Annotated in this window: 25 protein-coding genes; 14 read left to right on the top strand and 11 right to left on the bottom strand. The window is 74.0% G+C overall.

All coding sequences use genetic code 11. The features are described 5' to 3' along the window. The coding region (locus tag E1200_RS00545) for a CaiB/BaiF CoA-transferase family protein (RefSeq protein WP_131949735.1) at positions 1–1184 on the top strand (1184 nt) is incomplete at its 5' end. Between the two features lie 80 nt (positions 1185–1264). Beyond that, positions 1265–2479, top strand: coding sequence for an acetyl-CoA C-acetyltransferase (locus E1200_RS00540; protein WP_131949734.1), 1215 nt, complete (start codon positions 1265–1267; stop codon positions 2477–2479). 49 nt (positions 2480–2528) lie between these two features. Here E1200_RS00540 and E1200_RS00535 read toward each other — a convergent pair whose 3' ends face one another. Continuing rightward, positions 2529–3176: a TetR/AcrR family transcriptional regulator gene (locus E1200_RS00535; protein WP_131949733.1), complete on the bottom strand. Its 648-nt coding sequence runs from the start codon at positions 3174–3176 to the stop codon at positions 2529–2531. Positions 3177–3541: 365 nt separating this feature from the next. Here E1200_RS00535 and E1200_RS00530 point away from each other — a divergent pair, with 365 nt between their 5' ends. Both E1200_RS00530 and E1200_RS00525 read left to right on the top strand, forming a co-directional pair. Beyond that, complete coding sequence (locus E1200_RS00530; RefSeq protein WP_131949732.1) at positions 3542–4015, top strand: OB-fold domain-containing protein; 474 nt, start codon at positions 3542–3544, stop codon at positions 4013–4015. Further along, on the top strand, positions 4008–5159 hold the full coding sequence (locus tag E1200_RS00525; RefSeq protein WP_131949731.1) for a thiolase family protein: 1152 nt from the start codon (positions 4008–4010) through the stop codon (positions 5157–5159). The genes E1200_RS00530 and E1200_RS00525 overlap by 8 nt, the downstream gene beginning before the upstream one ends. A gap of 37 nt (positions 5160–5196) precedes the next feature. Here the strand turns inward: E1200_RS00525 and E1200_RS00520 are convergent, their stop codons facing one another. Continuing rightward, positions 5197–6351 carry an acyl-CoA dehydrogenase family protein gene (locus E1200_RS00520; RefSeq protein WP_131949730.1) on the bottom strand — a complete coding sequence of 385 codons (1155 nt, stop codon included), beginning with the start codon at positions 6349–6351 and terminating at the stop codon, positions 5197–5199. 77 nt (positions 6352–6428) lie between these two features. Further along, on the bottom strand, positions 6429–8021 hold the full coding sequence (locus tag E1200_RS00515; RefSeq protein WP_131949729.1) for a FadD3 family acyl-CoA ligase: 1593 nt from the start codon (positions 8019–8021) through the stop codon (positions 6429–6431). A gap of 271 nt (positions 8022–8292) precedes the next feature. Here E1200_RS00515 and E1200_RS00510 point away from each other — a divergent pair, with 271 nt between their 5' ends. The 3 genes from E1200_RS00510 to E1200_RS00500 are packed head-to-tail and all read left to right on the top strand — an operon-like array spanning position 8293 to position 11247. Continuing rightward, positions 8293–9336 carry an acyl-CoA dehydrogenase family protein gene (locus E1200_RS00510; protein ID WP_131949728.1) on the top strand — a complete coding sequence of 348 codons (1044 nt, stop codon included), beginning with the start codon at positions 8293–8295 and terminating at the stop codon, positions 9334–9336. Continuing rightward, a complete protein-coding gene (locus E1200_RS00505) occupies positions 9323–10453 on the top strand; it encodes an acyl-CoA dehydrogenase family protein (protein ID WP_131949727.1) in 1131 nt (376 codons plus the stop codon). Before E1200_RS00510 ends, E1200_RS00505 begins: the two co-directional genes overlap by 14 nt. After that, positions 10450–11247: an enoyl-CoA hydratase/isomerase family protein gene (locus E1200_RS00500; protein WP_131949726.1), complete on the top strand. Its 798-nt coding sequence runs from the start codon at positions 10450–10452 to the stop codon at positions 11245–11247. The genes E1200_RS00505 and E1200_RS00500 overlap by 4 nt, the downstream gene beginning before the upstream one ends. A gap of 78 nt (positions 11248–11325) precedes the next feature. Here the strand turns inward: E1200_RS00500 and E1200_RS00495 are convergent, their stop codons facing one another. Genes E1200_RS00495 through E1200_RS00485 form a run of 3 tightly spaced genes read right to left on the bottom strand, consistent with a single transcriptional unit; the run spans position 11326 to position 13876 of the window. Beyond that, entirely contained in the window at positions 11326–12303 is a 978-nt protein-coding gene (locus E1200_RS00495) for an acyl-CoA dehydrogenase family protein (protein WP_207932974.1), read from the bottom strand. Beyond that, entirely contained in the window at positions 12300–13430 is a 1131-nt protein-coding gene (locus E1200_RS00490; protein WP_131949725.1) for an acyl-CoA dehydrogenase family protein, read from the bottom strand. Before E1200_RS00490 ends, E1200_RS00495 begins: the two co-directional genes overlap by 4 nt. Before the next feature lie 2 nt (positions 13431–13432). Next, positions 13433–13876: a nuclear transport factor 2 family protein gene (locus E1200_RS00485; RefSeq protein WP_207932967.1), complete on the bottom strand. Its 444-nt coding sequence runs from the start codon at positions 13874–13876 to the stop codon at positions 13433–13435. Between the two features lie 200 nt (positions 13877–14076). Between E1200_RS00485 and E1200_RS00480 the strand changes: the two genes are divergently transcribed. Both E1200_RS00480 and E1200_RS00475 read left to right on the top strand, forming a co-directional pair. Further along, positions 14077–15192, top strand: a complete 1116-nt coding sequence (locus E1200_RS00480) for a DUF1214 domain-containing protein (protein WP_131949724.1) — start codon at positions 14077–14079, stop codon at positions 15190–15192. Continuing rightward, positions 15189–16406, top strand: a complete 1218-nt coding sequence (locus E1200_RS00475) for a sulfotransferase (protein WP_131949723.1) — start codon at positions 15189–15191, stop codon at positions 16404–16406. Before E1200_RS00480 ends, E1200_RS00475 begins: the two co-directional genes overlap by 4 nt. 8 nt (positions 16407–16414) lie before the next feature. On the opposite strand, the gene E1200_RS00470 is transcribed toward E1200_RS00475, so the two are convergent. After that, positions 16415–17473 carry a hypothetical protein gene (locus E1200_RS00470; protein WP_131949722.1) on the bottom strand — a complete coding sequence of 353 codons (1059 nt, stop codon included), beginning with the start codon at positions 17471–17473 and terminating at the stop codon, positions 16415–16417. 363 nt (positions 17474–17836) lie between these two features. Here E1200_RS00470 and E1200_RS00465 point away from each other — a divergent pair, with 363 nt between their 5' ends. After that, positions 17837–18298 carry a VOC family protein gene (locus E1200_RS00465; protein WP_131949721.1) on the top strand — a complete coding sequence of 154 codons (462 nt, stop codon included), beginning with the start codon at positions 17837–17839 and terminating at the stop codon, positions 18296–18298. A gap of 13 nt (positions 18299–18311) precedes the next feature. Here E1200_RS00465 and E1200_RS00460 read toward each other — a convergent pair whose 3' ends face one another. From E1200_RS00460 to E1200_RS00450, 4 genes are all read right to left on the bottom strand, one after another. Next, positions 18312–19535, bottom strand: a complete 1224-nt coding sequence (locus tag E1200_RS00460) for a ketosynthase chain-length factor (protein WP_131949720.1) — start codon at positions 19533–19535, stop codon at positions 18312–18314. Next, on the bottom strand, positions 19532–20803 hold the full coding sequence (locus E1200_RS00455) for a beta-ketoacyl-[acyl-carrier-protein] synthase family protein (protein WP_131949719.1): 1272 nt from the start codon (positions 20801–20803) through the stop codon (positions 19532–19534). Before E1200_RS00455 ends, E1200_RS00460 begins: the two co-directional genes overlap by 4 nt. Positions 20804–20831: 28 nt before the next feature. Next, on the bottom strand, positions 20832–20960 hold the full coding sequence (locus E1200_RS35120; RefSeq protein WP_279483276.1) for a hypothetical protein: 129 nt from the start codon (positions 20958–20960) through the stop codon (positions 20832–20834). A 61-nt stretch (positions 20961–21021) separates the two neighbouring features. Continuing rightward, positions 21022–22197 (bottom strand): ParB/RepB/Spo0J family partition protein, encoded by a 1176-nt coding sequence (locus E1200_RS00450; protein WP_131949718.1) that lies wholly within the window; start codon positions 22195–22197, stop codon positions 21022–21024. A gap of 257 nt (positions 22198–22454) precedes the next feature. Here E1200_RS00450 and E1200_RS00445 point away from each other — a divergent pair, with 257 nt between their 5' ends. The 4 genes from E1200_RS00445 (at position 22455) to E1200_RS00430 (ending at position 26577) form a co-directional block, all read left to right on the top strand. Beyond that, positions 22455–23183, top strand: coding sequence for a gamma-glutamyl-gamma-aminobutyrate hydrolase family protein (locus E1200_RS00445; RefSeq protein WP_131949717.1), 729 nt, complete (start codon positions 22455–22457; stop codon positions 23181–23183). 111 nt (positions 23184–23294) lie between these two features. Continuing rightward, on the top strand, positions 23295–23942 hold the full coding sequence (locus tag E1200_RS00440) for a sulfotransferase family protein (RefSeq protein ID WP_131949716.1): 648 nt from the start codon (positions 23295–23297) through the stop codon (positions 23940–23942). Next, positions 23939–25747, top strand: a complete 1809-nt coding sequence (locus tag E1200_RS00435) for an FAD-dependent monooxygenase (protein ID WP_207932965.1) — start codon at positions 23939–23941, stop codon at positions 25745–25747. The genes E1200_RS00440 and E1200_RS00435 overlap by 4 nt, the downstream gene beginning before the upstream one ends. Positions 25748–25800: 53 nt before the next feature. Next, a complete protein-coding gene (locus tag E1200_RS00430; protein ID WP_131949715.1) occupies positions 25801–26577 on the top strand; it encodes an alpha/beta hydrolase in 777 nt (258 codons plus the stop codon). Positions 26578–26649 lie beyond the last annotated feature (72 nt).

Raw genomic sequence — 26649 nt, 5'->3', positions numbered from 1 at the left:
CCCCCGGACCGCCCCTCGCCGGCACCGTCGTGGTGAGCTTCGAGCAGGCGGTCTCGGCCCCCTACTGCACGCGGATGCTGGCCGACCTCGGCGCCGAGGTCATCAAGGTGGAGCATCCGCGCGCGGGCGACCTCACCCGCTGGTTCGACGACGCGGCCGACGGCCTGGCGACCTACTTCGTCTGGCTGAACCGCAACAAGCGGTCGCTGGCGCTGGACTGCAAGCGGCCCGAGTCCCGCCCCGTGCTGGACCGGCTGCTCGACCGCGCCGACGTCGTCGTGCAGAACCTCGCGCCGGGCTCGGCGGCCCGCCTCGGGCTGGACGCGGCGACGCTGGTGGAGCGCCGCCCGTCGCTGGTGGCGGTGGACATCTCCGGCTACGGCACCGGCGGGCCGCTCGACCACCGCCGCGCCTACGACCTGCTCGTCCAGGCCGAGAGCGGTTCCTGCGCGGCCACCGGGCGCGCCGACGCGCCGGCCAAGCCGGGCATCCCCATCGCCGACATCGGGACGGCGATGCAGGCGGCGTCCGGCATCATGGCCGCGCTGCTCGGCCGCGCCAGGACCGGCACCGGCGCCGCCCTCCAGGTGAGCATGTTCGACACCGCCGCCGACTTCCTCGGCTTCGCCCTCCTCTACGCCCGCTACACCGGTGAGGAGCGGGCGCCGATCGGCATGTCGTCGCCGATCGTGGCGCCCTACAACGCCTACCCGACCAGGGACGGCAGGACCGTCGTCCTCGGGACGACGAACGACGCCGAATGGCAGCGCCTCGCCCGCGACCTGATCGGCCGCCCCGACCTCGCCGACGACCCGGCGCTGGCCACGACCCCGCAGCGGTGCGAGCAGCGCGACCGGCTGGACGAGGCCGTCGCCGCCTGGACCGCGACGCTCGACCTCCCCGAGATCTGCGCGCGCGCCGACGCCGCCGGCATCGGCAACGCCGAGTTCAACCGCGTCACGGAGGTCGTGGACCACCCGCAGCTGACGGCCCGCGACCGCTGGCAGCGGGTCGGGTCGCCCGTCGGCCCGCTGGCCTCGCTGCTCCCCCCGGTCATCACGCCCGCGTGGGACACGCCCCTGGAGGACGTCCCCGGCCTGGGCGAGCACACCGCGGCGATCCTCACCGAACTGGGCTTCGCCCCGGAGGCGCAGGACGAGCTGCGCCGGGCCGGCGCGCTCTGACAACCCCCGGTGCCGCCCCGCCCGGGGCGGTCCCGCAGAGCCCGGGCCACGCCCGGCGCACCAACGCTCAAGGAGAGACGATGAACGAGGCCGTGATCTGCCAGCCCGTCCGGACCGCGATCGGGCGCTTCGGCGGCGCGCTGCGGACGGTCCCGGTCCAGGACCTCGGCGTGACGGTCGTCCAGGCGCTGATGGAACGCAGCGGCCTGGACGGCGCCCTCGTCGACGACGTGGTGTTCGGGCACTGCTACGGCACCGCCGAGGCGCCCGCGATCGGGCGGGTCATCGCCCTGGACGCGGGGCTGCCGACGTCCGTCCCCGGTGTCCAGGTCGACCGGCGCTGCGGATCGGGCCTGCAGGCCGTCGTGTACGCCGCCGCGATGGTGCGCTCCGGCGCGGCGCAGGCGATCATCGCCGGCGGTGCGGAGAACATGTCGCAGGCGCCGCACTACTCGCTGACCGCGCGCTGGGGCTCGCGCGCCGGCGACATCACGCTCACCGACACCCTCACCCGCGGCCGGTCGACCGCCGGCGGGCGGTTCCACCCGGTGCCGGGCGGCATGCTCGAAACGGCCGAGAACCTGCGGCGGGAGTACGCCATCGGGCGGGAGGAGCAGGACGACCTCGCCTACCAGTCGCAGCGCAGGGCCCTCGACGCGCAGGACCGCGGGGCGTTCGCCGACGAGATCGTCCCCGTCCGGATCAGCACGAAGAAGGGCGAGGTGGTGGTCGACACCGACGAGCACCCGCGCCGCGACATCTCCCGCGAGGCGCTCGCCGCCCTCCGGCCGGTGATGGGCGGGCAGGACCCGGAGGCGACGGTGACCGCGGGCAACGCCAGCGGCCAGAACGACGGCGCCGCCGCGTGCCTGGTGACGACGCCCGAGTTCGCCGAGGCCAACGGGCTGCGGCCCCTCGCGCGGGTGGTGTCCACCGCGCTCGCCGGGGTCGAGCCGGAGCGCATGGGCATCGGGCCGGTGCCGGCGACGCGGCGGGCGCTCGACGCCGCGGGCCTCACGCTGGCCGACATCGACCTCATCGAGCTGAACGAGGCGTTCGCGGCGCAGGCGCTGGCGGTGACGCGGGAGTGGGGCTTCGGCGCCGCCGACTTCGACCGGCTCAACGTCAACGGGTCGGGGATCTCCCTCGGGCACCCGGTGGGGGCGACCGGCGCGCGGATCGTGGCGACGCTGCTGCACGAGATGGAGCGGCGGGAGGCCCGGTACGGGCTGGAGACGCTGTGCGTCGGCGGCGGGCAGGGCATCGCCGCGGTCTTCGAGCGCGTGCCCGCGTAGCGCGGGAGAAGGGGACGGGCCGGCGTCCGGCGGAGCCGCGGCGCCGGCCTCAGGCGGCCCCGGTCCGGGTGCGGGCCTTCTCGTCGGCCTCCGGACTCAGGCCGAGCGCGTTGGCCCACAGCAGGGTCAGCTGCTCGACCGCGCCCTGCATGTCGAACTGCGCGCCGCCGATGAACATCATCTCGGCGAACTTCGCGACCATGCCGCCGAGCGCGGTGGCCGCGTACCGCTTGTCGATCCGCTTGTCGGCGAGCCCCTCCGCCTGGAGGCGCTCGATCGCCGACTCCAGGCGGGCGGCCAGGTAGTCGTCGCGCTTGGCGCGGACCTTGCGGACGTCGTCGTCGTAGCGGCTGACCTCCTCGATCACCCGCATGATCCGCGCCTCCTTGCGGTACGCGGTGAGGTACGCCTTGTTGGCGGCGCGGATGCGGGCGATGGGGCCGGCGTCCTCGCCGAGGTCCTGCGCGATGTCGTCCATCGAGACGAGTCGGACCTCGACCTCCTCGGCGATCTCGCGGAAGAGGGACTCCTTGGAGTCGAAGTAGTGGTAGAACGACCCGTGGGAGACGCTCGCCTCGGCCGCGATGTCGGTGATCCGCGCCTGGAGGAAGCCGTCGCGCTCGAACACGACCTTGCCGGCCTCGAAGAGGCGGGCCCGTGTCCGGCGGCCCTTCGCCGAGCGCGGTTCTGCGTCCATCCTGTCCTCCAAACCATGAATCCGACGTCGGAAACATAACGCCGGACCCGGCGGACGTCCAACGCCGCCGGGGGCCGCGCCGCCCGCGCTCGCCCGTCGCGGCTCCCCGCCGGTCCGGCGAACGGGAGTCTAGCCGTGATCCGACGTCGATACCGCCGGAGTCCGGCGCACCGGGACGGCGGTCAACGCCGCCCCTTCCCCGCCGCGGACTCTCGTCATACTTTTTTTGATGTCGAAGTCAGTATAGAGTGAAACCGCGCGCGCGGCCCGGCGCGGCACGCCCGGCCGCGGCCGGGGACGGCGTCCCGCCGGCCCGGCGCCCCGCCTCACCCTCCCGCGCAGAGCGGGGATACCAAGGAGAAGAGATGCCGCCGGTCCCCATCGCCGATGATCTGTTCACCTGGCCCGACGACGAACCGCGCCTGATCGGCGGCAGCTGCACCGCGTGCGGCGCGCACGTGTTCCCGCTCCGCAACGGCTGTCCGCGGTGCGGCGCCACCGCCGTCGAGCGCACGCTGCTGGAGCGGACCGGCACCCTCTGGACGTGGACGTCCCAGGGCTTCCTGCCGAAGGCGCCGTTCAACGGGCAGTTCGCGGCCAACGACCCGTTCGAGCCCTGGTTCGTCGGGGTGGTCGAGCTTCCCGGGCAGCTGCGCGTCGAGAGCATCCTCGTCGGCTGCCCCGAGGACGGGCCGTCCATCGGCATGCCGATGCGGCTCGTCACCATGCCGTTCCGCACCGACGAGGACGGCCGCGAGATCGTCACGTTCGCTTTCACCCCCGACGAAGGAGACCAGCCCGTGTCCCTGCGCAGCACCGGCGAGGCCGGCCGTGCCTGACGTCGCGATCATCGGAGTCGGCATCCACCGGTTCGGCCGGTTCCCCGGCAAGCCCGCCCTGGCCATCGCCGCCGAGGCGGCCCGGGACGCCCTGGCCGACGCCGGCCTCAACTGGGCCGACATGCAGTTCGCCGTGGGCGGCAGCTACGAGGTCGACCAGCCGGACGCCGTCGTCGCCGAGCTGGGGCTGACCGGCGTCCAGTTCACCAACGTCTACAACGGGTGCGCGACCGCCGGGAGCGCGCTCGCCCTCGCCCGGCAGACGATCGGGCAGGGCGAGCACGAGCTCGGCCTGATCCTCGGCGTGGACAAGCACGACCCGGGCGCCTTCACGGCCGAGCCCGAGGACTACGCCTGCCCGCCCTGGTACGGCGAGATGGGGCTGTTCCTCACCCCGAAGTTCTTCGGCATGAAGATCAACCGCTACATGCACGACCATGGGATCACCCACGAGACGCTCGCCGCGGTCGCGGAGAAGAACTACCGCAACGGCGCCCTCAACCCCAACGCCCACCGCCGGACGCCGATGCCCGCCGACAAGATCCTCGGCGCGCGGATGGTGAACTACCCGCTGACGCAGTACATGTTCTGCAGCCCGAACGAGGGGGCGGCGGCACTGGTCGTGTGCAGCGCCGACGTGGCGCACCGGTACACCGACAAGCCGGTCTACCTGCGCAGCGTCGCCACCCGGACGCGGCGCTACGGCGCGTTCGAGGTGCACACCCCGTCCGCGTCCACCTCGGCCGACCACGTTCCGGCGCCGACCGTGGACGCCGCGCGGGCCGCGTTCGAGGCGGCGGGGGTCGACCCGGCGGACGTCGCGATCGCCCAGCTCCAGGACACCGACGCCGGTGCCGAGGTCATCCACCTGGCCGAGGTCGGGCTGTGCGCGGACGGCGAGCAGAACGAGCTGATCGCCTCCGGCGCCACGGAGATCGGGGGCCGGCTGCCCGTGAACACCGACGGCGGCCTGATCGCCAACGGCGAGCCGGTCGGCGCGTCGGGCCTGCGGCAGGTCCGGGAGCTGGTGCTGCAGATGCGCGGCCGGGCGGGTGACCGCCAGGTGCCGGGCGAGCCGCGGGTCGGCGTCGCCCAGCTCTACGGGGCGCCCGGCGTCGCCGCGGTCTCCGTCCTGTCCACCTGAGGAAGACCGCGACGACCGCCCGGGGCGGCCGTGGGCGTCAGCCCGCGGCCGCCCCGAGCGTCTGCCGGGCGATGATCAGCTGCTGGATCTGGCTGGTGCCCTCGTAGATGCGGAACAGCCGCGCGTCGCGGTAGAACCGCTCGACCGCGACCGAGCGCATGTACCCGGCGCCGCCGTGCACCTGGACGGCGCGGTCGGCGACCCGCCCGACGACCTCGCTGCAGAAGTACTTGGCGGCGGCGGGGGCGGTGCGGCGGTCCGAGCCGTCGGCGTAGGAGCGGGCGGCGTCCAGCACGAGGCTGCGGGCCGCCATCGTCTCGGTGACCGACTCCGCGATCATCGCCTGGACCAGCTGGTGGGACGCGATGGGCCGGCCGCCCTGGGTGCGCTCGGACGCGAACCGCACCGACTCGTCCACGAGCCGCTGGGACATCCCCACGCAGGCGGCGGCGAGCAGCAGCCGCCCGTTGGCCAGGCTGCGCATCGCGGTCAGGAACCCGGTGTCGACGCCTCCGTCCCCGCCCACGACGGCGTCGGCCGGGACCCGCACGTCGTCGAGGATCACGTCGGCCGTCCAGGCGCCGAACTGCCCCATCTTGTGGTCGCGCGGCCCGACCGTCAGCCCGGGGGTCCCGGCCGGGACGATGAAGGTGGAGATGCCCCGCGACGACTTCGCGTCCGGGTCGGTCCGGGCGAACACCATGAACACGTCGGCGATCGGCGCGTTGGTGATGTACCGCTTGACGCCGTTGAGGACCCACTCCCCGCCGTCGCGGACGGCGCTCGTCCGCAGGTCGCCCGGGTCGGACCCGGCGTCCGGCTCGGTCAGCGCGAACGACGCGACGGCCTCGCCGGAGGCCAGCTTCGGCAGCCACTCGGCCTTCTGCTCCGGTGTCCCGCCGTCCATGATCACGTGCCCGGCGATGCCCACGTTCGTGCTGAACATCGAGCGCAGCGCGGGAGTGGTGTACCCGATCTCGATCAGCAGCCGGCACTGGTCGACGATGCCGAGCCCGAGCCCGCCGTACTCCTCCGGGATCGTGAAGCCGAACAGCCCCATGTGCTTCGCCGTCTCGCGCAGGACCGCCGGGACCTCGTCCTTCTCGTCGATCTCCGCCTCGCGCGGGATGACCTCCTTGCGGACGAACTCCCGGACCGCCTCCAGCATCGGCTCAAGGTCGTGTTCTTCCATGTCCGCGCACCTTCCGTGTCGGCCTAGTGAGTGAGGTATTACATCGACGTCGATGTCGATAGAGGACGGCCGGCGGATCAGCCGGAGCGCTCGGCGGCGGCCCGCGCCTCCAGCGCGGTCTTGCGCACCTTCCCGCTCTCGGTGAGCGGCAGCTCGTCGATCAGCCGGACCGAGCGCGGGACCTTGTAGTTGGCCATCCGGTCCCGGCACCAGGCGATGACGTCGGCCTCGGCGAGGCCGGGCGCCCGCGGCACGATGAAGGCCATGCCCACCTGGCCGAGGCGCGCGTCGGGGACGCCGATGACCGCCGCCTGCCGGACGCCCGGGTGTTCGAGCAGCATCGCCTCGATCTCCGCGGGGTAGGCGTTGAACCCGCCGACGATGAACATGTCCTTGGAGCGCCCGGCGATGCGCAGGCACCCGCGCTCGTCGAGGCTCCCGAGGTCGCCGGTGCGCAGCCAGCCGTCGGCGGAGAGGACCGCCTCCGTGGCGCCGGGGTCGTCCAGGTAGCCGACCATCGTGGTGGGGCCGCGCAGCACGATCTCGCCGACCTCGCCCCGCGCCGCCTCGGCGCCGGACGCGTCGAGGACGCGGATCTCGAAGCCGGGCCGGGGCCGGCCCACGGTCGTGGCGGTGGTCTCCGGGTCGTCGCCGGGCGCGGTGGAGCTGGCCGTGCCCGCCTCGCTGAGGCCGTAGCCGGTGATGATGGCCGAGAACGGCAGCTCGTCGCGCACCCGCCGGATGAGCTCGACCGGGATGTCGGCCGCCCCGGTCACCGCGACGCGCAGGCTCGCCAGGTCGTACCGCTCCCGGCCGGGGTGCTCCAGGATCGCGTGGTACAGCGCCGGCGGGCCGGGCAGGACGGTGACCTTCTCGGCGGCGACCTGCCCGAGCACCCGGTCCACGTCCAGCGTCGGCTGCGGGAGCATCGTGGCCCCCGCGGCGACGCAGGCGAGGATGCCGCCCTTGAAGCCGAACATGTGGAAGAAGGGGTTGACCATCACGTAGCGGTCACCGGCCGACAGGCCGGTCATGGCCACCCAGTCGGTGCCCACGCCCATCGTCTGGCGGTGGTTCATCAGCACGCCCTTCGGCGTGCCGGTCGTCCCGGACGTGAACAGCACGTCCGACGGGTCGTCCGGGCCGAGCGCCGCCCTGCGGCGGTCGACCTCCGCCAGGTCTCCGGCGGTGACGCGCGCGAGGAAGTCGTCCCACGGCACGCCGTTCCCGGACGGCCCGCCCCTCGCGATGACGACGGTGTGCAGAGCGGGCAGGGGCTCGCCGGTGCCGTCGAGCATCGCGACGTAGTCGTTGCCGAGGAAGTCCGTCACCGTCACCAGGACCTTGACCTCGGCGCGGCACAGGATGTCGGCGGCCTCCCGCCCTTTGAACCGGGTGTTGACGGGGACCAGCACCGCCCCGGCCTGGTACAGCCCGAGCAGCGCGACGATCCACTCGCGGCAGTTGTACGCCCAGATGCCGACGCGGTCGCCCGGTGCGACCCCCGCGGCGACCAGCGCGGCCCCGAACCCGCGGGCCTCCGCGTAGAGCCGCTCGTAGGAGACGCGCTCGGCGCCGTCCACGACCGCGGTGCGGTCCGGGAAGCGCTCCGCGGCCGACGCGGTCATGGCCGCGATGCTCGGCCAGGCCGGCCCGACGCTGTTGTTCATGCGGCAACTCCGCTCTGTCGCCCGCCGGCCCGGTGGCCCGGCGCGCACACCGTGATTGACATCGACGTCAGTATAGACTTTTATCTAGAAGTGTAAATCGCTCGCAACGTCCGCGCCGGCGGCCTGGTCACCGGTCCCGGCGCGTCTTCTTCCGAGGTTGCCGGTACATGATCGAAATGACCGAACCCACCGCGGACGCCCCCGCCGCGGCCGCGCCGCCGCGGCCGCCGGGCCGGGGCCGCTCCGCCCTCCCCCTGCGATGTGACCGCTGATGGACGTCCGTCTCTCCCCGGAGCAGCAGGCGCTGCGCGACGCCGCCGCCCGGCTCGCCGGCGACCTCGGCCCGAAGTCGGTCGCCGAGCTCGGCGACACCGCGCGGGCCGCCAAGCTGGACACCGCGCTCGCGGCCACCGGCTGGCGCGAGCTGCGCACCCCCGGCGACGGGGACCGGCCGCTCGCGTCCGCGGTCGAGACCGCGATCGTGGCGGAGGAACTCGGCCGCGGCCTCGCCGACGCCCCGTTCCTCGGCCCGACGCTGGCCGCCGAGCTGCGCCGGCTGGCGGCCGCGCCGCCCGCCGCGGAGCCCGAGACCGTGCTGCTCACCCCCGACCTGTCCGGCCTCGCCGTCACCGCGGGCGCGGGCGCGCCCTGCTCGGGCACCGCGGTCGACGTCCACGGCGGCGTGTCCGCCCTGGCGCTCGCGGTGGCCGATGGCGGCCACGCGCTGGTCACCGTCCCGGTGGACGGCGCGACGCCGGCGCGCGACCTCACCCGCCCGGCCGCCGGGATCGCCGGGCCGCCGGCCCTTCGCCCGTCCGGTGTCCAGACCCCCCTCACCCCCGCGGACATCGAGGGCTGGACGGCCTTCGTCGTCGCGCTCACCTGCGCCGACCTCGTCGGGACGATGCGCGGCGCGGTCGAGCTGGCGTGCTCGTACGCGAGCGTCCGGGAGCAGTACGGCACGGCGATCGGCTCGTTCCAGAGCGTCCAGCACATGCTCGCCGACGCGCACGTCTCGGTGGAGGGCTCGCGGAGCGTCGCGCTGCACGCCGCCTGGGCGGCCGACACCCTCCCGCCGGGTGAGGCGCTGGACGCGGCGGCGATCGCGAAGGCGTACTGCGCCCGCGCCGCCCGCGCGGTGTGCGAGACCGCCATCCAGGTACACGGCGGCATCGGCAACACCTGGGAGTGCCTCGCGCACGTCTACCTGCGGCGAGCGCTCTTCTCGACCCAACTGCTCGGCGGCGTCGGCGCGCACCTGGACCGGGTCGCCGCCCGCCGCAAGATCGGAGGCGTGCCCGGTGGACTTCGCTGACTCCCCGGAGGAGGCCGCGTTCCGCACGCGGCTGCGGGCCTGGCTCGCCGAGAACAACCCGGGTCTCCCGGCGTCCTCGACGTCCGACGCGTACTGGGACGGGCAGGCGCCCTGGCACCAGGCCCTCTACGACGCCGGCTTCTTCGCGCTGTCCTGGCCGGAGGAGATCGGCGGCCAGGGGCTGCCGAGCGTGTACGAGGCGATCGTCGACGAGGAGCTGGCCGCGGCCGGCGCTCCCCCGCGCCCGAGCCTCGGCTACCTGGTGCAGGGACTGCTGCGGCACGGGAACGACGACGTCAGGCGCCGGTTCCTGCCCGGCATCGTCAACGGGCGCGACCGCTGGTGCCAGGGGTTCAGCGAACCGGACGCCGGGTCGGACCTCGCGTCGCTGCGCACCCGCGCGGAGCGCCGCGGCGACGAGTACGTGATCACCGGGCACAAGGTCTGGACGAGCTACTCCGACAGCGCGGCCTGGTGCCTGGTGCTGGCGCGGACCGACCCGGACGCGCCCAAGCACCGCGGGCTGTCGGCGTTCGCCGTCCCGATGGACCAGCCGGGCGTCGAGCAGCGGCCGCTCAAGATGGTCAACGGGATCACCCGGGAGTTCGGCGAGGTCGTCTTCGACGGCGCGGTCGCCCGCGCGGCCGACATGATCGGCGAGCCGGGCGAGGGCTGGCGGCTCGCGATGACCGTGGTCAGCCACGAGCGCGAGCCGGGCGAGCTGGGTTACGTCGCGCGGTACGGCAAGGCCGTGAACGAGCTGGTGGAGCGGCTGCGCGCGGAGCCGGAGCGCTACTCCAGCGAGAACGTCCGCGACGTCGCGTGGGCGGTCGTCGAGGCGGAGATGCTGCGGCTGCACGTGTGCCGCCGGCTCTCCGACCGGCTCGACGGCGTCTCGCACGGCCCCGAGGGCTCGGTGGACAAGCTGCTGATGACATGGGTCGAACAGGCCGTCGGGCACGCCGCGCTGGGCGTCAGCGAGCGGACCGCCGGGATCGAGGAGGACACGTGGCTGAAGATGTATCTCTACAGCCGGGCGCAGAGCGTCATGGGCGGGACGTCGCAGATCCAGCGCAACCTGGTGGCGACCCGCATCCTCGGGCTGCCGGCGTCATGACCGGCCCCGACGGTCGCTACGACCTGCCCGAGGAGATCACCGTCACCGCCGACGGGCCGATCCGGATCGTGACGCTGAACCGCCCCGAGCGGCTCAACGCGACGAACCACGCCCTGCACGAGGGCCTCGGGGCGCTGTTCCCGCAGCTCGACGCGGACGACGACGCCCGCGCGGTCGTGCTCACCGGCGCCGGGCGGGCGTTCTCGGCCGGCGGCGACTTCGGCTACATCGACGAGCTCACCAAGGACGACGGCCTGCGGCGGCAGACGCTCGCCGACGCGCGCCGCATCGTCACCGGGATGGTGCAGTGCCGGCTGCCGATCGTCGCCGCGGTCAACGGCCCGGCGGTCGGCCTCGGCTGCAGCCTGGTGGCGCTGTCCGACATCGTGTTCATGGCCGAGAGCGCCCACCTCGCCGACCCGCACGTCATGGTCGGGCTCGTCGCCGCGGACGGGGGGCCGGTGACCTGGCCGCTGCTGACCAGCCTGCAGCTGGCGAAGGAGTACGCGCTGACCGGTGAGCGGATCAGTGCGCGCCGGGCGGCGGAGATCGGGCTGGCCAACCACGTCCGCCCCGGCGACGAGGTGATGCCCGCGGCCCTGGAGTGCGCGCGCAAGCTCGCCGCGATGCCGCGCCGGGCGCTGGAGGACACCAAGCGGATCCTGAACCTCCATCTGGAGCGCGCGGTGCTCGCCACCCTCGACTTCGCGATCGCCGCGGAGGACCGCTCGTTCCTGTCGCCGGAGCTGCGCAAGACCCTGGACAGGCAGCTGTCCAAGCGCGACGACGCCTGACGGGTTCCAATGCCGATGGCCTCCCGCCCATGTGGACGGGAGGCCATCGGCGTTTCGGCCCGTGTTACAGCACCCGTGTCACAGGGGCGGCACCGCCGGCAGCCGGCGGCCGCGCAGCATCTCCTCGCCGAGCTCGCGGGTCAGGGTCCGGGCGTCGCCGAGGAGCCCGTCGAGCGCGAGGACGCGGCGGAAGTGGTGGTGGAAGTCGTGCTCGCCGGTGAATCCCACGCCGGCGAGCACCTGCTGGCAGTGCCGCGCCACCGTGCGCGCGTGCCGCCCGGCGAGCGCCTTCGCGATCGCGGCCGGCACCGGGGGCACCTGTGCGGGCCACCGCCCGTCCGCCATCTCGACGGCGGCGGCGAGGGCCGCTTCGGCGCTCTCGATCGCCACGAGGCACTCGGCGAGCCGGTGCCGGACGGCCTGGAACGAGCCGATCGGCCGGCCGAACTGGACGCGGGTCACGGCGTGCTCCCGGGCGAGCCGGAGCATCGTGCGGCTCGCGCCGGCCGCCTCGGCGGCCAGTGCCAGCCGGCCCGCGGCCAGTGCCTCCGCCCACCCGGCCTCGGTGGCCTGCTCGGCGTCAACGGGAAGGCCGGTGGCCTCGACCCTGACCAGGCCGAGCCGCGGATCGATGCCCTCGACCGGCCGCACCCGCAGGCCCGCCGCCTCCACGACGACCGCCCGGTGCTCCTCGGTGACCACCACCGCCCGGCCGGCCGCCGCCATCCGGACGGTGCCGAGGCCGCGCACCGCGAGGGCGCCGTCCCGGACCGAGCCGGGCGCCGTCCCGCCGCCGAACTCCGGCAGGACGAACGCCGTGTCCCTGCCGGGCGGGAGCCCGAGCATGGCCGTCAGCAGGTCGTCCAGCGCGCCGGAGGCCGCGTTCGCGGCCCCCTGCTCGGCGAACAGCAGCGGCACGACGGAGACGCCCTCGGCCGCCAGTGCCTCGCACCAGCCGACCTCGTCCAGCGCGGCGTCGGCCGGCGCTGCGGCGCCCTTCTCGAAGGCGCGGCGCAGGCTCTCCCCCAGCAGTTCGGCGGTCTCGGCGTCGATCATCGGTCCACTCCCAGGTCGAGCAGGCGGCGCGCGATGATGTTGCGCTGGATCTCGGCGCTGCCGCCGTAGATCGTGGCCGCGCGCGAGTACAGGAACTCGGTGCGCCAGCGCGTCCCGTCCGGGTCGTCGCCCAGCGCGATGGCCTCCGCCGCGGCGTCCGCGACCAGGTCGTACACCGCCTGCTCGGTGGTCGCGAGCAGGACCTTGTCGACCGAGGTCTCCGCGCCGAGCCGCTCGCCGCCCGCCATCCGGTACTGCGTGGACCGGGACCGGGCGTGGAACGCGAACGCCAGCTGGGCCGCCTCGCCGAGGGCGTCGGGGTCGAGCGCCGCACCGGACGGGGAGGCGAGCAGGTGCTCCAGCCGCTGCCGCAGGAACGCGCCGCGGTGCCACAGCGAGGTGCTCCGCTCGTAGGGCAGCAGGTCCATCGCGACGGCCCAGCCGCCGTCGACCTCGCCCAGCCTGCGGTCGCCCGGGACGCGCACCTCGTCGAAGAACACCTCGCAGAACTCGTCCCGCCCGTGCATCGCCTCGATGGGGCGGACCGTGATCCCGGGCGAGTCCATGTCGACGAACAGGGCGGTGATGCCCCGGTGGCCCGACTCCGGGGAGCCGGTCCGGGTCAGCAGGACGCAGCGCTGGGCGTACTGCGCCAGGCTCGTCCACACCTTCTGGCCGCTGACGAGCCAGTCGTCACCGTCCGGGCGGGCGCGGCACGCCAGCGAGCCCAGGTTGCTGCCGGTGCTCGGCTCGGAGAACCCCTGGCACCACGTCTCGTCGCCGCGCAGCAGCCGCGGGACCATCTCCGCCGCCAGCTCCGGGCGCGCGAACTCGATCATGGTCGGCGCGAGCACCTCCGTCATGGAGTAGATGCCCGGCTCGATCAGGTCGCGGGACGCCAGTGCCTCACCGAGGTAGGCCCGCATGAGCGTGGAGCCCCCGAGCCCTCCCACGCGCTCCGGCCAGCCCCAGCGCATCCAGCCCGCGTCGTACGCCAGGCGCTTGACCTTGGCGAGGTGCTCCATCTCCGTGTCGAGCGTGACGTCCGGGCCGTGCGGGAGGACGAGCCCGGCCCCGTGCTCGTCGAGCCAGCGGTCCAGGCCGGCGCGGAACTCCTGCAGGTCCATGCTCAGTTCGCGGACGTCTGCCCGGGCGCCGGGCGCCGGGGGTCGTGCGGGCGGCCGGAGTCGCGGGAGCCGTCGCGGCGCAGGAACGTCATGGCCCGGGTGTGCAGCCGCCACCCGTCCGGCGTCCGCCGGTAGGCGTCGGTGTAGTAGCCGATCCGCATCGAGTGGTCGGCCTGGGCGACGAAGCAGAGGGGCTGCACGCCCGTCGCGGAGTCGTCGCCGTCGAACTCGATCGCCGGGGTGCTCACGGAGAACACCCCCTTGGGCGCGGCGGCCATGAGCGAGGGGAAGTCGGCGGTCCCGTACTTCTCCCCGAAGGCGCTGTAGGTGCCGCCCGGCGCGAACACGGCGAGGACCGCGTCCACGTCGTCCATCGTCATGCCGGCCGCGTACCGCGCGAGCAGCTGTTCGATCTCGATGATGTCGGCGATGCGTGCACCGTCCACGCTCGACCCCCTCGGCAGTAGTCGGGATGCGCGCCGCAACGGCCCGCCCGCACGCGGCCGTTCCGCCCGCGCGCCCCTCGATCCTAACTCGACTTCGACGTCGAAACCACCTAACGCCCCCGGCGCGGGGCGGGACGGGCCGGTTGGTAAGTTGGCACTTTCTCCGGTGGCCCCGGGCCGGATGGGAGTGAGGGCGAGCGATGGGCACGACGGACGGCGCCGCCCCTAGCGAGCACGCCGGCCCCGCGACACCGGAGGCTCGGGCCTGGGCCGAGGTCGTGGACGCGATGTCGGCCGCCGGGCGGCACCTCGACGACCCCCGCCTGTCCGAGGACGAGCGCGCCGACGGCTACCGCGCGCTGCTGCGCGGCCTGCACAACCAGCTGGCCCGCTTCGAGGTCGACCGCGAGCTGCCCGAGCTGGTCCCGTTCAACGGCTGGCGGCAGAAGTTCTTCATGGACAACCCCGACACCCGCTACTGGGTCGCCGACGTGCGGGGCGACCGGCAGTACCGGATCACCGGCCACTCCGGGGACGCCGTCTACACCTCGATCACCGCCTACACCGCGTCCGGCGGCGGGGCGGAGGCCGCGTCCCGCATCGACGGCGACGAGCTCCCGACCGATTCCGCCGGCGAGTTCTCCCTGCTCGTCGGCGGGGAACGGCCGCCGGCGGGGCCGTGGCTGCCGCTGCCCGAGGGCAACGGGCAGCTGTGGGTCCGCAACTTCCACGACGACGTCGCCCGCGACCGCCCCGGCCGGTGCGCGATCGAGCCGGTCACGCCGCCCGAAGCCCCGCCGCCGATCGACGCGGCGCGGTTCCGGCACCGGCTGCGGCGGCTCGCGGGGACCGTCCAGGCGATGCCCGCCGTGTTCGCGGCGGTCGACGGCCAGGTCGAACCCAACGCCGTGCACCACTGGGCGGAGATGGCCGGCGGCGCCGCCTACACCGAGCCCGGCATCCACTACCAGCGCGGCGCCTGGCGGCTCGGCCCGGACGAGGCGCTCGTCGTCGAGGGCGAGACCGTCCCGTGCCGCCACTGGAACGCCCTGCTCTACAGCAGGCACCTCAACTCCCTCGACCACCGGCACCGGCCGGTGTCGCGGACCGGCGGCAACGCCGCCCTCCGCGACGGCCGCTACCGGCTCGTCCTGGCCGCGCGGCGGCCGGACGCCCTGCCGCCCGGCGGCGACTGGCTCGACACCGAGGGCCGTCCGTCCGGGCTGATCGTGCTGCGCTGGCTCCACGCCGAGCACGCGCCGCCGCTGCCGCGCGTCCACGTCCGGCGAATCGACCAGGTGGGGAGCGACTCGTGACGACCTGGCGCCCTGCCCCGCGCACCCCGCAGGCCGAGGCGGTCTACGCCGCGGCCGAGGCCGACCGCGCGGCCAACCCTGACGCCTACGTCCTCGACCCCGACGCCGTCGTCACCGCGGCGCTGCGCGGCGGCGACCCGGCGGGGCTCGGGGACCCCGCGTCCTGGCGCACCGGGCTCGGCCACTACCTGGCCTCGGCGCGCGAGGACGGCCGCCTCAACGCCGTCGGCACCCGCATGGTCCGCGGCACCGCCGTCGCCGGGCTGCGCGCCCGCCTCGCGATGAACCGCCTCCCGCGCGCCGGCCGGCCGCTCGGCCGGCCGCCCCTCGTCATCACCGGGGGCTGGCGCACCGGGACGACCTTCCTGTTCCGGCTGCTGGCCTCCGACCCCCGGCTGCGCGCCCCGCTGCCCGCCGAGCTCGCGATGCCCTGGAAGTTCGCCGGGGCCTCCGCGGAGCGGCGCGAGGAGCTCATCGAGGCGGGCGCGGCGGCCAGCGACCTGCTGGACCTGCTCAACCCGGGCCTGGCCGCCGTCCACGACCACGGCCCGCGCCTGCCCGAGGAGTGCGTCGTCGCGATGAACTCCGGGTTCCGCAACTGGGGCGCGAGCGCCACCGTCCGCCTGGACGGCTACAGCCGGTGGCTCGCCGGGCAGGACCTCACCGGCACCTACCTGGACTACCGGCACGTCCTGGACACCCTCGACGCCGCCGACGGCCGCCGCTGGGTCCTCAAGGCCCCCGCCCACACCGCCGAGCTGCCGAGCCTCGCCGCGGCCTTCCCGGGTGCCGTCGTCATCTTCCTGCACCGCGACATCGTCCAGACGGTCGCCTCGGGCGCCAGCCTCTTCTCCGTGTTCCGCTCGACCTACAGCGACGACGTGGACCCCGCCGACGTCGGCCGCTTCCAGGCCGGCCAGACCGAGCTGTGGCTCCGCCGCGCGCACGCCTTCCGCCACTCCCCCGAGGCCGGCTCGGTCACGCTCCTGGACGTCGCCTACGACGACCTCGTCCGGGACACGCCCGCCGTCCTGCGGCGCATCTACGACGCCGCCGGCCTGTCCCCCGGCGATCCCGCCGCGCTCACCGAGCGGTACCACGCGGCCCATCCCCGCACCGCCAAGGGCACGCACCGGTACACCGCCGCCGCCTTCTCCCTCGACGATGCGGAGCTCCGCGGCCGCCTCGCCCCCTGGCTGCAGCCCGTGCCCTGAGCCCTCGGTCAGCGGATGGTGCGCACGGTCAGCTCGCGGATGAGGTGCACGTCGGTGAACGGCCCCGTGGACGCGGCGAACCCGAACTTGACCGTGTCCGGAAGGGGCCGCGGGACGTGGAACCGCAGCACCCGCTGGAAGCCCTTCCCGTTCCGGAAGTCGATGTCGACCGTCGCCTCCGCGCCGGACCCGGGCGGGACCGAGACGCGGACGACCCGCTTCACCGGCTCCAGCAGGGTCTCGGCCCGCCGCGCCGACACGCCGGCGGGCATCTCGCGCAGGTCCCCGTTGAGCGACCCGGGAAGCGTCGACGACCAGCGGCCGCCGTTCGCGCGGTCGCCCGTCGTGGCGGCGAGGAAGCAGTACCCCTCGATGCCGTCGCCCGGCCCGCGGGCGGTCACGACGTTGGGGCCGGGGACGGGGGCCGGCCAGCGCGTCCCGGCCGGGGAGCGCCGCGCGCAGCCGTTCCCGCGCCTTTCCCCGTCGCCGAAGTAGTTGCCCAGCACGTCGAGGCCGATACCGAGGTAGCCGCCGTCGACTCCCGGGATGATCTGGCCGTCCGCCCTGCCGTCCGGCGATTTCTGGGCGTAGCCGAGGCTTCCCCCGAATGCGCCGGGCGTGGTGAGCCGCCGGGCCCCGTCGGTGAGGAAGAAGGAGATCCCGTCCGCCGCGGTCCGCGTGGTGTTGCCGTACTGCCACTGCTCGAAGGTCACCCGCACGCCGTTCGCCGCCGGGATCGGCGTGTCGAACATGACGGCGCCGGTCTCCTCGTCGTGGGCGTCGGTGAGCTGGAGGTATCCGTGGGGTGCCGCGCCGGTCGGCGGCACGGGCCCGGCCGGGTCGGGGTGGCATCCGCCGAGCGGATGGTTGGCGGCCTCCTGGACGGGGCCCCCGCGCCGCGCGCCGGTCAGGCACGCCGCCCCGTACCCGATCAGCCGCGAGTCCGCGGTGGCCCTGGTGAACGACTCCTCGAACAGGACCGATCCCGGCGCCCGGTGGGCCGCCGAGACGCTTCCGGCCGACGCGACGGCCGCTACGGCCCCCAGGACCGCCATGACACCGGTCAACCCACGTCTCATCTTCAATTCGTCCCTTTCGGCTCGACGCGCTCTCCCTGCTGAATTCATAGGAACACGCGGCCACGGCGAGCACCATACTTTTTCGGGCTGATAGCGGCTTTCACGCCAGATCATTACAACAATGCGTGGCACACCATTGTTTGGTCAGCACGACACCACGTCAGGGCGTTCTGGCGACCCTGGGCCACATTAACCAGAAATCGCACTTTCTCCACAGAAACGGCCTTTTACGAAGCAGGGTCGTCCGCGGGTCGAGCAAGGCTGGACCGGGTGGAGAGCGGCCGCCGCGATGCTGATGCCCTTCGAGCACCGGCCTTCAAGCACCGGCCTTCAAGCACCGAGGGGACGGCCATGACATCCGAGCCGAGCACGCAGAAGCTCTCCGTCTTCCTGATGTTCCACGGGAACGCCGAGGAGGCGATGAACTACTACACGTCCCTGTTCGAGGACGGTGAGGTCCTCCAGGTCATCCGCGCCCGCGCCGAGGACGCCGGGTGGGACGAGGGCGCCCTGCAGTACGGGATCTTCCAACTCGCGGGCCAGCGGCTCGTCTGCAGCAACACCCCGCCACCGGACAGCCACCTGCGCGACCTCATGCCCTGGCACGAGTTCCGCTTCACCCCCGCCATGACGATCTACGTACAGCGCGACTCGGTGGAGGACTTCGACAGGCTCTACGCGGCCCTCACCGAAGGCGGCGAGGTGCACCTGCCGGCCCGCGACTACGGCTTCAGCCCGAGGTTCGCGTGGGTGACCGACCGCTACGGCGTCTCCTGGCGCATCGACCTCTCCGCGGAGTCGGCGGCCGCCTGAACCCCGGTCGCGGTCAGTTCCAGTCGGCCGAGCGCAGGACGATCGCGGAGTTGAACCCGCCCTGCCCGCGCGCGAGGACGACGGCCGTGCCCACCGGCGCGGGCCGCGGCTCCGCGGTCACCAGGTCGATGTCGTACTCGGGCGAGAGGGTGACGTTCGCCGTCGGCGGTATCAGTCCCTCGCGCATGGACAGGAAGGCCGTGGCGACGTCCAGCGGAGCCGCCCCCGAGCCGAGCCGCCCCGTCATGGTCTTGGGCGCGGTGACCGGGACCCCGCGGGCTCCGAACACGCCGGTGATCGCCGCCGCCTCGGCGCGGTCGAGTTCTGGGACGGCGGCGGCGTCGGCGAACACGACGTCGACGCCGCCCGGGGCCACGCCGGCGTCGTCCAGCGCGATCTCGATCGCCTTGCGCAGCGTCGGCGGGCGTCCGCTGCCCGGCCTCGGGTCGAACGTGGACCCGTATCCGCAGATCTCCCCGTACACCCGGGTGACGCCGCGCCGCCGCGCGGCGTCGGCGTTCTCGACGGCCAGCAGGCCGCCGCCCTCGCCCGGCACGTGCCCGGCGGCATCGGCGTCGAACGGCAGGTAGGCGCGTTCCGGCCGGCGGGCGGTGCTCAGCCGTCCCCCGGCGAGCTGCGCCGCCCACCCCCACGAGCAGAGCGGGGCGTCGAACCCGCCGGACAGGATCAGGCCGGTGCCGCCGCGGACGTGGCGGCGGGCGTGCGCGATGGCGTCCAGGCCGCCCGCCTGGTCGCCGACCAGCACGCCGCCGGGGCCCCGCATGCCGTGCCGGATCGAGATCTGGCCCGTGTTGACCGCGTAGAACCACGCGAAGGACTGGTACGCGCTGACGTACTCGCCGCCCTTGCTCCAGAGGTTCTGCAGCTCCCGCTGGCCGAACTCGAAACCGCCGCAGGTGCTCGCGGTCACCACGCCCGCGTCGAACTCCGGCAGGCCGGCCGCGTCGACCCCGGCGCCGGCGAGCGCGTGCTCCGCGCCCACGAGGGCGAGCTGCGTCATGCGGTCGGTCTGCGGGATGAGCCTGCTCGGGATGTGCTCCCCGGGGTCGAACCCGGAGACCTCCCCGGCGAGCTGCGCCGGATACTTCCGCGGGTCGAACCGCGTGATGCGGCCGATGCCGCTCCGCCCCCGGCAGGTGGCGGTCCAGTAGTCGGCCGCTCCGAACCCGTTGGGCGCCACGACGCCGATGCCCGTCACCACCGCCCGCGCCGTCATGCCGTGCTCCGGCCGGGACGGGCGAGGACCATCGCGCTCTGGAAGCCGCCGAACCCGCTGCCGACCGTCAGCACCGTGTCGGTCCGCCAGTCGCGCGCGGTGAGCGGCACGTAGTCGAGGTCGCATTCCGGGTCGGGCTCGTGCAGGTTGGCCGTCGGCGGCACCGCGTCGTTCTCCATGGCCAGGACCGACGCCGCGATCTCGATCGAGCCGATCGCGCCGAGCGAATGGCCGACCATCGACTTGATCGAGCTGACGGGCGTGCGGCGGGCGTGCTCCCCGAGGCCGCGCTTGAACGCGGCCGTTTCGTGCCGGTCGTTCTGCTTGGTCCCGGAGCCGTGGGCGTTGATGTAGTCGACGTCCTCGGGGTTGGTCCGCGCGTCGGCCAGCGCCGCCCGGATGGCCTCCGCCATCTCCCTGCCGTCCGGCCGCAGCCCGGTCATGTGGAAGGCGTTGCAGCGGGAGGCGTAGCCGGCGATCTCGGCGTACAGGCGGGCGCCGCGGCGGCGCGCCGCGGCCAGCTCCTCCAGCACGAAGACCGCGGCGCCCTCGCCGAGCACGAAGCCGTTGCGGGTGCGGTCGAAGGGCCGGGACGCGTGCGCGGGGTCGTCGTTGCGCGGCGACGTCGCCTTGATCGCGTCGAAGCACGCGACCGTGATCGGCGAGATGGGCGCGTCCGTGGCGCCGGTGATCATCACGTCGGCGGAGCCGTCGCGGATCAGCCCGGCCGCGTAGGCGACCGAGTCCAGCCCGGAGGTGCAGCCGGTCGAGACCACGGTGGCGGGGCCCTCGGCGCCGGCCGACCAGGCGACCTCCGCCGCGAAGGAGCTCGGCACGAAGTAGTCGTACAGGTGCGGGACGGCGTACTCATGGTCGACGAGGTCGAGCCGGCCGCCGTCGCTGACCACCCGGTACTCCTCGTCGAGGGCCATGGTGGCGCCCACGGCGGTGCCGATGGCGACACCTATGCGGTGCGGCTCGGCGGACCCGGGGTCGAGGCCGCTGTCGGCCATCGCCTCCCGGGCCGCGACGACGGCGAACTGCGCCGCCCGGTCCATGCGCCGCGTCTCCTGCGGGCCGAGGCCGTGCAGCCAGGGGTCGAAGTCCGCCTCGGCCGCGATCCGGGAACGGAACGCCGACGGGTCGAAGAAGGTGATCCCCCTGGTCGCCGTCCGGCCCGTGCTGAGCAGGTCCCAGAAGTTCTTCACCCCTATTCCGCCCGGCGCCAGCACCCCCATTCCCGTGATCACTACTCGTCGGCCGGTCATGCGGACTCCCAGCGGTAGAGATTCATCGTCACAGCCCTTCCGTCCTGCGCGGATCGTTCTCCGGGTTCTCGCCGTAGTACTCGTCCCAGACGAAAGGCCAGTACATCCAGCCGACCCAGATCAGTTCACGGTCGAGACGACGCAGAACCGATCGCACGGCGGACATCAACCACGCCCGTTTCACCCTGGCGTTCCCTTCTCCGGCATCGGTCCGGCCGCTAGGCCGTCTCCTGCCGGTTCCTGAGCTGCTGGGCGAACAGGCTCCATTCCTGGCTGATCGCCTCCGCCATGGGGGCGATGACCGTCTGCCAGTGCGCCGGCACGGTATTGAGGAATTCCCGCCACCGCTGGGGATCGGCCGCGTGCAGCGACATCCAGCGGAGGAATTCCTTGCCGCTGTCGGTGTAGCGGACGGCCGGGTCGTTGGCCATCTTGGCGACGACCTGCGGCCAGGAGGGCGGCAGGTCGGTGTGGTTCCTGCGGCGCAGTGGCGTGCTGTTGTCGGGCGTGCTGTTGTCGGGCGTGCCGTCGCCACACGCGCCGGCTCCGGGCGGTTCCGCTGCGGCGTCCTCGACGGCGACCCGGCCGACGGCGCGGGGGCCGGGCCTGGGCGCGGGCGGCGCGGCGGGGGGCCGGTGGCCGTTGCGCTCCGGGTGCACGCCCCGGCGCAGCCGCGCCCGGACGTCGTGGACCGTTCCGAGCGACACGTCGGTCTCCCGCGCGACCTGCCGGAGCGGGGCGTCGGGGTGGGCGCTGATGTACTCGGCGGCGCGGAGCCTGCCCTCCCCGGGGGTGACCGGCCGCCGCTTCCCGTCGCGGCCGAGGCGCTTGTCGCCGGGCCCGGCGCCGGCCGCCGACCGGCCGCGCAGCGACGCGATCGTCTTCGCGCTCAGCCCGGTGATGGTGGCGATGGCCCGGTCGGACCAGTCGGGGTGGGCGGCCAGGACGTTCTCGGCGCCGAAGACGCGGTCGGCCTTCGACAGCGGCAGCCCGTGCGCGCTGTTGGCCTTCATCGCCAGGACGAGCGCCTCGGAGTCGGTGCAGTCGACGAAGCGGGCCTTGACGCTGCCGTCGCCGCGCAGCTTGGCGGCCTCCAGCCGGTGCAGGCCGTCGATGACCCGCCAGCCGTCCTGCTGCACCAGCAGGGGCGGCAGTTCCGCGGCGCCGGACGCGTCGGCCAGGAGGTGGACGTGCGCGGGGTCCGTCCCGCTCCGGCGGAGGCCCGGCCCCGGCGACAACGCGCCGACCGACACCTCGCAGGCGGGAAGCCTCTCGAAGTTCCGCAGATTCAGGCCGTCCGCCTGCGCGGTGTCGGCGGCCGGGTCGCCGGCCCCGGGCCCGGCGAACCCGGCACCGCCCGCGGCCAGGAGAGCCTGTCCATTGCCACCAGCCATGCCCGGTGCTCCTCCCTGCTGCTGCCGTACCCGGACGACTCTGGCAAGGCGGCCTTTAGGCGCGGTCGACGGCGGATGGACGCTCCCTGGACCGGCGATGCACTACCGCTGGTGCGCGTTCATCCGCGCGTTCTCCTCGGTTGAACCACCGGGCCCGGGCAGGCGTGTTCTGTTCGTCCGCGGCACGAGCGTGCTTTCGTTCGGTGGCATTCCTCGATGACGGTCATCCGGGAAGGTGCGAAAGGACGGGGCCGGCCATGGACAGAACGCTCGACCGAATGCGCCTGGTGATCGGGATCTGCGCCCGGACGGCCCCGGTCACGCTGCAGGGCGGTGAGATGACCGTCAGCCTGGCGTTCCAGCCGCATGTGGAACGGCTCGCCGCCGCGGGCTGCACCCCCGTGCTGGTCCCGCCGCTGCCGGGTACCGGGCACGTCCTCGACCGCCTCGACGGCCTGCTGGTCCCGGGCGGCCCGGACGTGGACCCGTCGCTGTACGGGGGCGGCCCGCATCCCATGACCCGGGGAGCCGACCCGGCCGTCGACGCGGCCGAGCTGGCACTGGTCGACAGGGCGCTCGGCGCCGGGCTGCCCGTCCTCGCCATCTGCCGCGGCATGCAGCTGCTCAACGTGCTCCGCGGAGGGACGCTGCACCAGCACCTCCCCGAGGTCACCGGCAACGACGGCCACTGCCCGGAGACCGGGGCGTTCGGCCTCGGCCGGCACCGCCTGGAACTGGAGCCCGGGAGCCGGATCGCCGGAATCCTCGGTGCGGGCCCGGCCGAGATCGTCTGCCACCACCATCAGGCGATCGACCGGATCGGCACGGGCCTCGTCCCGACCGCGTGGGCACCGGACGGAGTGATCGAAGCGGTGGAGGTCGCGGGCCGGGCGTTCGCGGTCGGCGTGCAATGGGAGGCCGGGCACACCGAAGACGACCGGCTCTACCGCGCCCTCGCCGATGCCGCCGCACGCGCTTCCGTGTGACCGCCGCCGCTCCCTTGAACACCGCCGGAACATTGCGGCCGGAACCATTCCGGACGCAGGGTGCTGTGCCATGCGGTTCGCGCCATCGACGACCGAAGGGAAATCGACGCGATGAAACTCTTCAATGCCGGCCTGGGCCGGACCGGTACGACGTCGCTGAAAGTGGCCTTGGAGCGACTGGGTTACGGGCCGTGCTTCCATATGTTCGACGTCACCGGCGACGAAGCGCGCCTCGCGCAGTGGGAAAAGGTCGTCTGCGAGGGGCAGCGCCCTGATTGGAACGCGCTTTTCGACGGCTACACATCGGCCGTGGACGGCCCCCCGGCCGTCTACTACCGGGAAATGGCCGAGGCGTTCCCCGAGGCGAAGATGATCCTCACGGTGCGGGACGCCGAGCGCTGGTACCAGAGCACCTACGACACGCTCTACCAGTTCGTCCTCATGAACGAGTCGAAGCGGCCGGACCCGCGCTCCATGCCCGCCCGGATCTACCGCGTGACGAGCACCATGGTCTGGGACGGCCTTTTCGGCGGACGCTTCTCCGACAAGGACCACGCCATCGAGGTCTTCCACCGGCACAACCAGGACGTCGTGGAGGGCTTCGACACGGGCAGGCTTCTCGTCTACGACGTGAAGCAGGGCTGGGAACCGCTGTGCGAGTTCCTGGGCACCGACGTCCCCGAGACCCCCTTCCCGCACGCCAACGACACCGCGGCCATGCGCGAGCGGCTCGCGCAGGCGGCCGGCGGAGCCCGGTGAGACCCGCAATGGCGGAGAAGGGGACGGGCACGGACGCGGTCGAGGTCCCGGTCCTGATCGTCGGCGGCGGGGGGTGCGGCCTGGCCGCGTCCGTCTTCTGCTCCGACCACGGCGTCGGCCACCTGCTGGTGGAACGGCACGCGGGCACGTCGGCGATCCCGAAGGCGCACTACCACAACCAGCGCACCATGGAGATCCTGCGCCAGCACGGGCTCTACGAGGCGGTGGCCGAGCAGGCGGCGCCGGTCGAGTCGTTCGCCAAGGTGCGCTGGCTGACCTCGCTGGCCGGCGACCGGCCGCTGGACGGCCGGATGATCCACGAGATGGACGGCTTCGGCGGCGGCGTGCTGCGCGAGCGCTACGCGGCGGCCGGGCCCGTCCTGCCGGCCAGGCTGCCGCAGAGCCGGCTGGAGCCGATCCTGCGCCGCCACGCGGAGCGGCGCAATCCCGGGCGCGTCCTGTTCGGTCGCGAGCTCGCCGGCCTCACGGACGAGGGCGGCCGCGTCGTCGCCACCGTCCGCGACACCGCGACCGGCGCGACCACCGAGGTGACGGCCCGGTACGTCATCGCGGCCGACGGCGGCCGCACGCTCGGCCCCGCGCTCGGCGTGGAGATGCGGGGCCGTCCCGCGCTGCGGCGGATCACCACCGTGTACTTCGCCGCGGACCTGTCGCCGTGGTGGCGCGAGGGCGCGCACATGACCCACTTCCTCAACCCCTACGACCCGGGGCTGTTCAGCAACCTCTTCGAGATGGGGCCGACCTGGGGGAAGCGCTGCGAGGAGTGGGTCATGCACTTCCACCTCCCCCCGGACGAGGCGGCCGGCCCGGACGAGGACGCGATCGTCTCCAGGATCCGCGAGGTGCTCGGCCTGCCGGACCTGGACCCGGAGCTGCTGGGCGTGACGTCCTGGACCGTCCAGGGGCTCCTCGCCGACGGCTACCGCCGGGGGCGCGTGCTGTTCGCCGGGGACGCCGCGCACCGCCAGCCGCCGACCGTCGGCCTCGGCCTGAACAGCGGCGTCCAGGACGCGCACAACCTCGCCTGGAAGCTGGCCGCGGTGCTCAGCGGACGCGCACCCGACGGCCTGCTCGACTCCTACGAGGCGGAGCGGCGGCCGGTGGGCGCGCACAACATCGACTGGGCGCTGTCCGCGGCCGCCCACAACCAGGCGATCCTCGGTGCCATCGGCCTCGGCGCGACCACCCCGCCCGAGCGCCGCGAGCGGATGTTCGCCGCGTACTTCGACCCGTCGCCCCTCGGTGCGGCCGAGCGGGCGCGGGCCGCGGAGATGTTCGCCACCGCCCGCGGCGGCTACCAGGCGCACGACCTGGAGATCGGCTTCGCCTACGAGGACGGGGCGGTCGGCCCGGACGGCGTCCCGCCCCCGGCCCGCGAGCCGCTGCGCGACGTGTACCGGCCCACGACCCGCCCCGGGCACCGGCTGCCGCACGCCTGGCTCGACCACGGCGGGCGGCGGCTGTCGACCCACGACCTGGCCGGGCCCGGCTGCGGCTTCGCGCTGCTCACCGGCCCGGCGGGGTCGCCGTGGTGCGAGGCGGCGGCCCAGGTGGCGGAGAAGTTCTCCATACCGATCTCCACGGCCCGCATCGGGGACGGCGCCGAATACGCCGACGTCGACGGGCGGTGGGCGGCCGTCCGGCAGATGAGCGACGAAGGAGCCGTGCTGGTGCGCCCCGACAACCACGTGGCCTGGCGCTGCACGGACGGCAGCGAGGACCCGTCCGGCGTTCTGGCGGACGCGCTGTCCCGCGTCCTGCACCACGACCACGCACCTCGGTAGCGACCCGCCGGAAATTCGGACACGGACACCACCATTCGCCACGAGGAGGCGTCATGCGCAAGGTCGTTTCACGGGACGGCACGACGATCGCCTACGAGAAGTCGGGGCACGGCCCGCCGATCGTGCTGCTCAACGGAGCGTTCCGCGACCACACGATCTTCGATTCGCTGGTGCCCGAGCTGGCACCGCACTGCACCGTCCACGTCTACGACCGCCGGGGGCGCGGCGAGAGCGGGGACGCGCCCGGCTACGCCGTCGAGCGGGAGATCGAGGACCTGGCGGCGGTCATCGACGAGGCCGGCGGCGAGGCGGTGGTGTTCGCCGGGTCCTGCGGGGCGAACCTGGCGATCGAGGCGGCGCTGGCCGGCGTCCCGATCACCAAGCTCGGGCTGCACGAGCCGTTCTACCGGGTCGGCGGGCACCCGAAGCCGCCGGCCGGCTTCATGGAGGCCCTCCGCACGCTGGTGGAGGACGGCAGGCGCGGGGAGGCCGCGGAGTACTTCCTCACCGAGATGATGGGGCTGAGCCCGGAGATGATCGCGGACTGGCGGCGGACGCCGCTGTGGGCGACCAACGAGGCCAACGCCCACACGCTCCTCTACGACACGGCCATCTGCGGCGACTTCGAGGTCCCGGTGCGGCGGCTGGCCGCCCTGCGGACGCCCGCGCTCGTCGTCAACAGCGAGAACACCGGCGACTGGCTGCGCGCGGCGGCGCGGGAGACCGCGGAGGCGCTGCCCTGCGGCTGGGGGATGCAGCTCCCCGGTTCGTGGCACCGGATCGAGATGGACATCCTCGGCCGGGTCCTGGCCGGGTTCGCCACGACCTGATCCGCGCCCGGACGAGAGGTGACCCGCGGGCGCCGCGCGCGCCCGCGGGTCACGTCGTGCCCGCTTCCGCGG

The organism is Actinomadura sp. GC306, from assembly GCF_004348665.1.
Classification (GTDB): domain Bacteria; phylum Actinomycetota; class Actinomycetes; order Streptosporangiales; family Streptosporangiaceae; genus Spirillospora.
The sequence above is the reverse complement of the archived record's forward strand: the minus strand, read 5'-3'. Positions and strand labels throughout refer to the sequence as shown.

Coding starts and splice junctions, on each gene's coding strand:
- E1200_RS00445 (WP_131949717.1), top strand. CDS start 22,455: ATGGACAGAACGCTCGACCGAATGCGCCTGGTGATCGGGATCTGCGCC.
- E1200_RS00520 (WP_131949730.1), bottom strand. CDS start 6,351: ATGGAAGAACACGACCTTGAGCCGATGCTGGAGGCGGTCCGGGAGTTC.
- E1200_RS00515 (WP_131949729.1), bottom strand. CDS start 8,021: ATGAACAACAGCGTCGGGCCGGCCTGGCCGAGCATCGCGGCCATGACC.
- E1200_RS00540 (WP_131949734.1), top strand. CDS start 1,265: ATGAACGAGGCCGTGATCTGCCAGCCCGTCCGGACCGCGATCGGGCGC.
- E1200_RS00455 (WP_131949719.1), bottom strand. CDS start 20,803: ATGACCGGCCGACGAGTAGTGATCACGGGAATGGGGGTGCTGGCGCCG.
- E1200_RS00510 (WP_131949728.1), top strand. CDS start 8,293: ATGGACGTCCGTCTCTCCCCGGAGCAGCAGGCGCTGCGCGACGCCGCC.
- E1200_RS00430 (WP_131949715.1), top strand. CDS start 25,801: ATGCGCAAGGTCGTTTCACGGGACGGCACGACGATCGCCTACGAGAAG.
- E1200_RS00450 (WP_131949718.1), bottom strand. CDS start 22,197: ATGGCTGGTGGCAATGGACAGGCTCTCCTGGCCGCGGGCGGTGCCGGG.
- E1200_RS00440 (WP_131949716.1), top strand. CDS start 23,295: ATGAAACTCTTCAATGCCGGCCTGGGCCGGACCGGTACGACGTCGCTG.
- E1200_RS00490 (WP_131949725.1), bottom strand. CDS start 13,430: ATGGACCTGCAGGAGTTCCGCGCCGGCCTGGACCGCTGGCTCGACGAG.
- E1200_RS00500 (WP_131949726.1), top strand. CDS start 10,450: ATGACCGGCCCCGACGGTCGCTACGACCTGCCCGAGGAGATCACCGTC.
- E1200_RS00465 (WP_131949721.1), top strand. CDS start 17,837: ATGACATCCGAGCCGAGCACGCAGAAGCTCTCCGTCTTCCTGATGTTC.
- E1200_RS00480 (WP_131949724.1), top strand. CDS start 14,077: ATGGGCACGACGGACGGCGCCGCCCCTAGCGAGCACGCCGGCCCCGCG.
- E1200_RS00460 (WP_131949720.1), bottom strand. CDS start 19,535: ATGACGGCGCGGGCGGTGGTGACGGGCATCGGCGTCGTGGCGCCCAAC.
- E1200_RS00495 (WP_207932974.1), bottom strand. CDS start 12,303: ATGATCGACGCCGAGACCGCCGAACTGCTGGGGGAGAGCCTGCGCCGC.
- E1200_RS00535 (WP_131949733.1), bottom strand. CDS start 3,176: ATGGACGCAGAACCGCGCTCGGCGAAGGGCCGCCGGACACGGGCCCGC.
- E1200_RS00530 (WP_131949732.1), top strand. CDS start 3,542: ATGCCGCCGGTCCCCATCGCCGATGATCTGTTCACCTGGCCCGACGAC.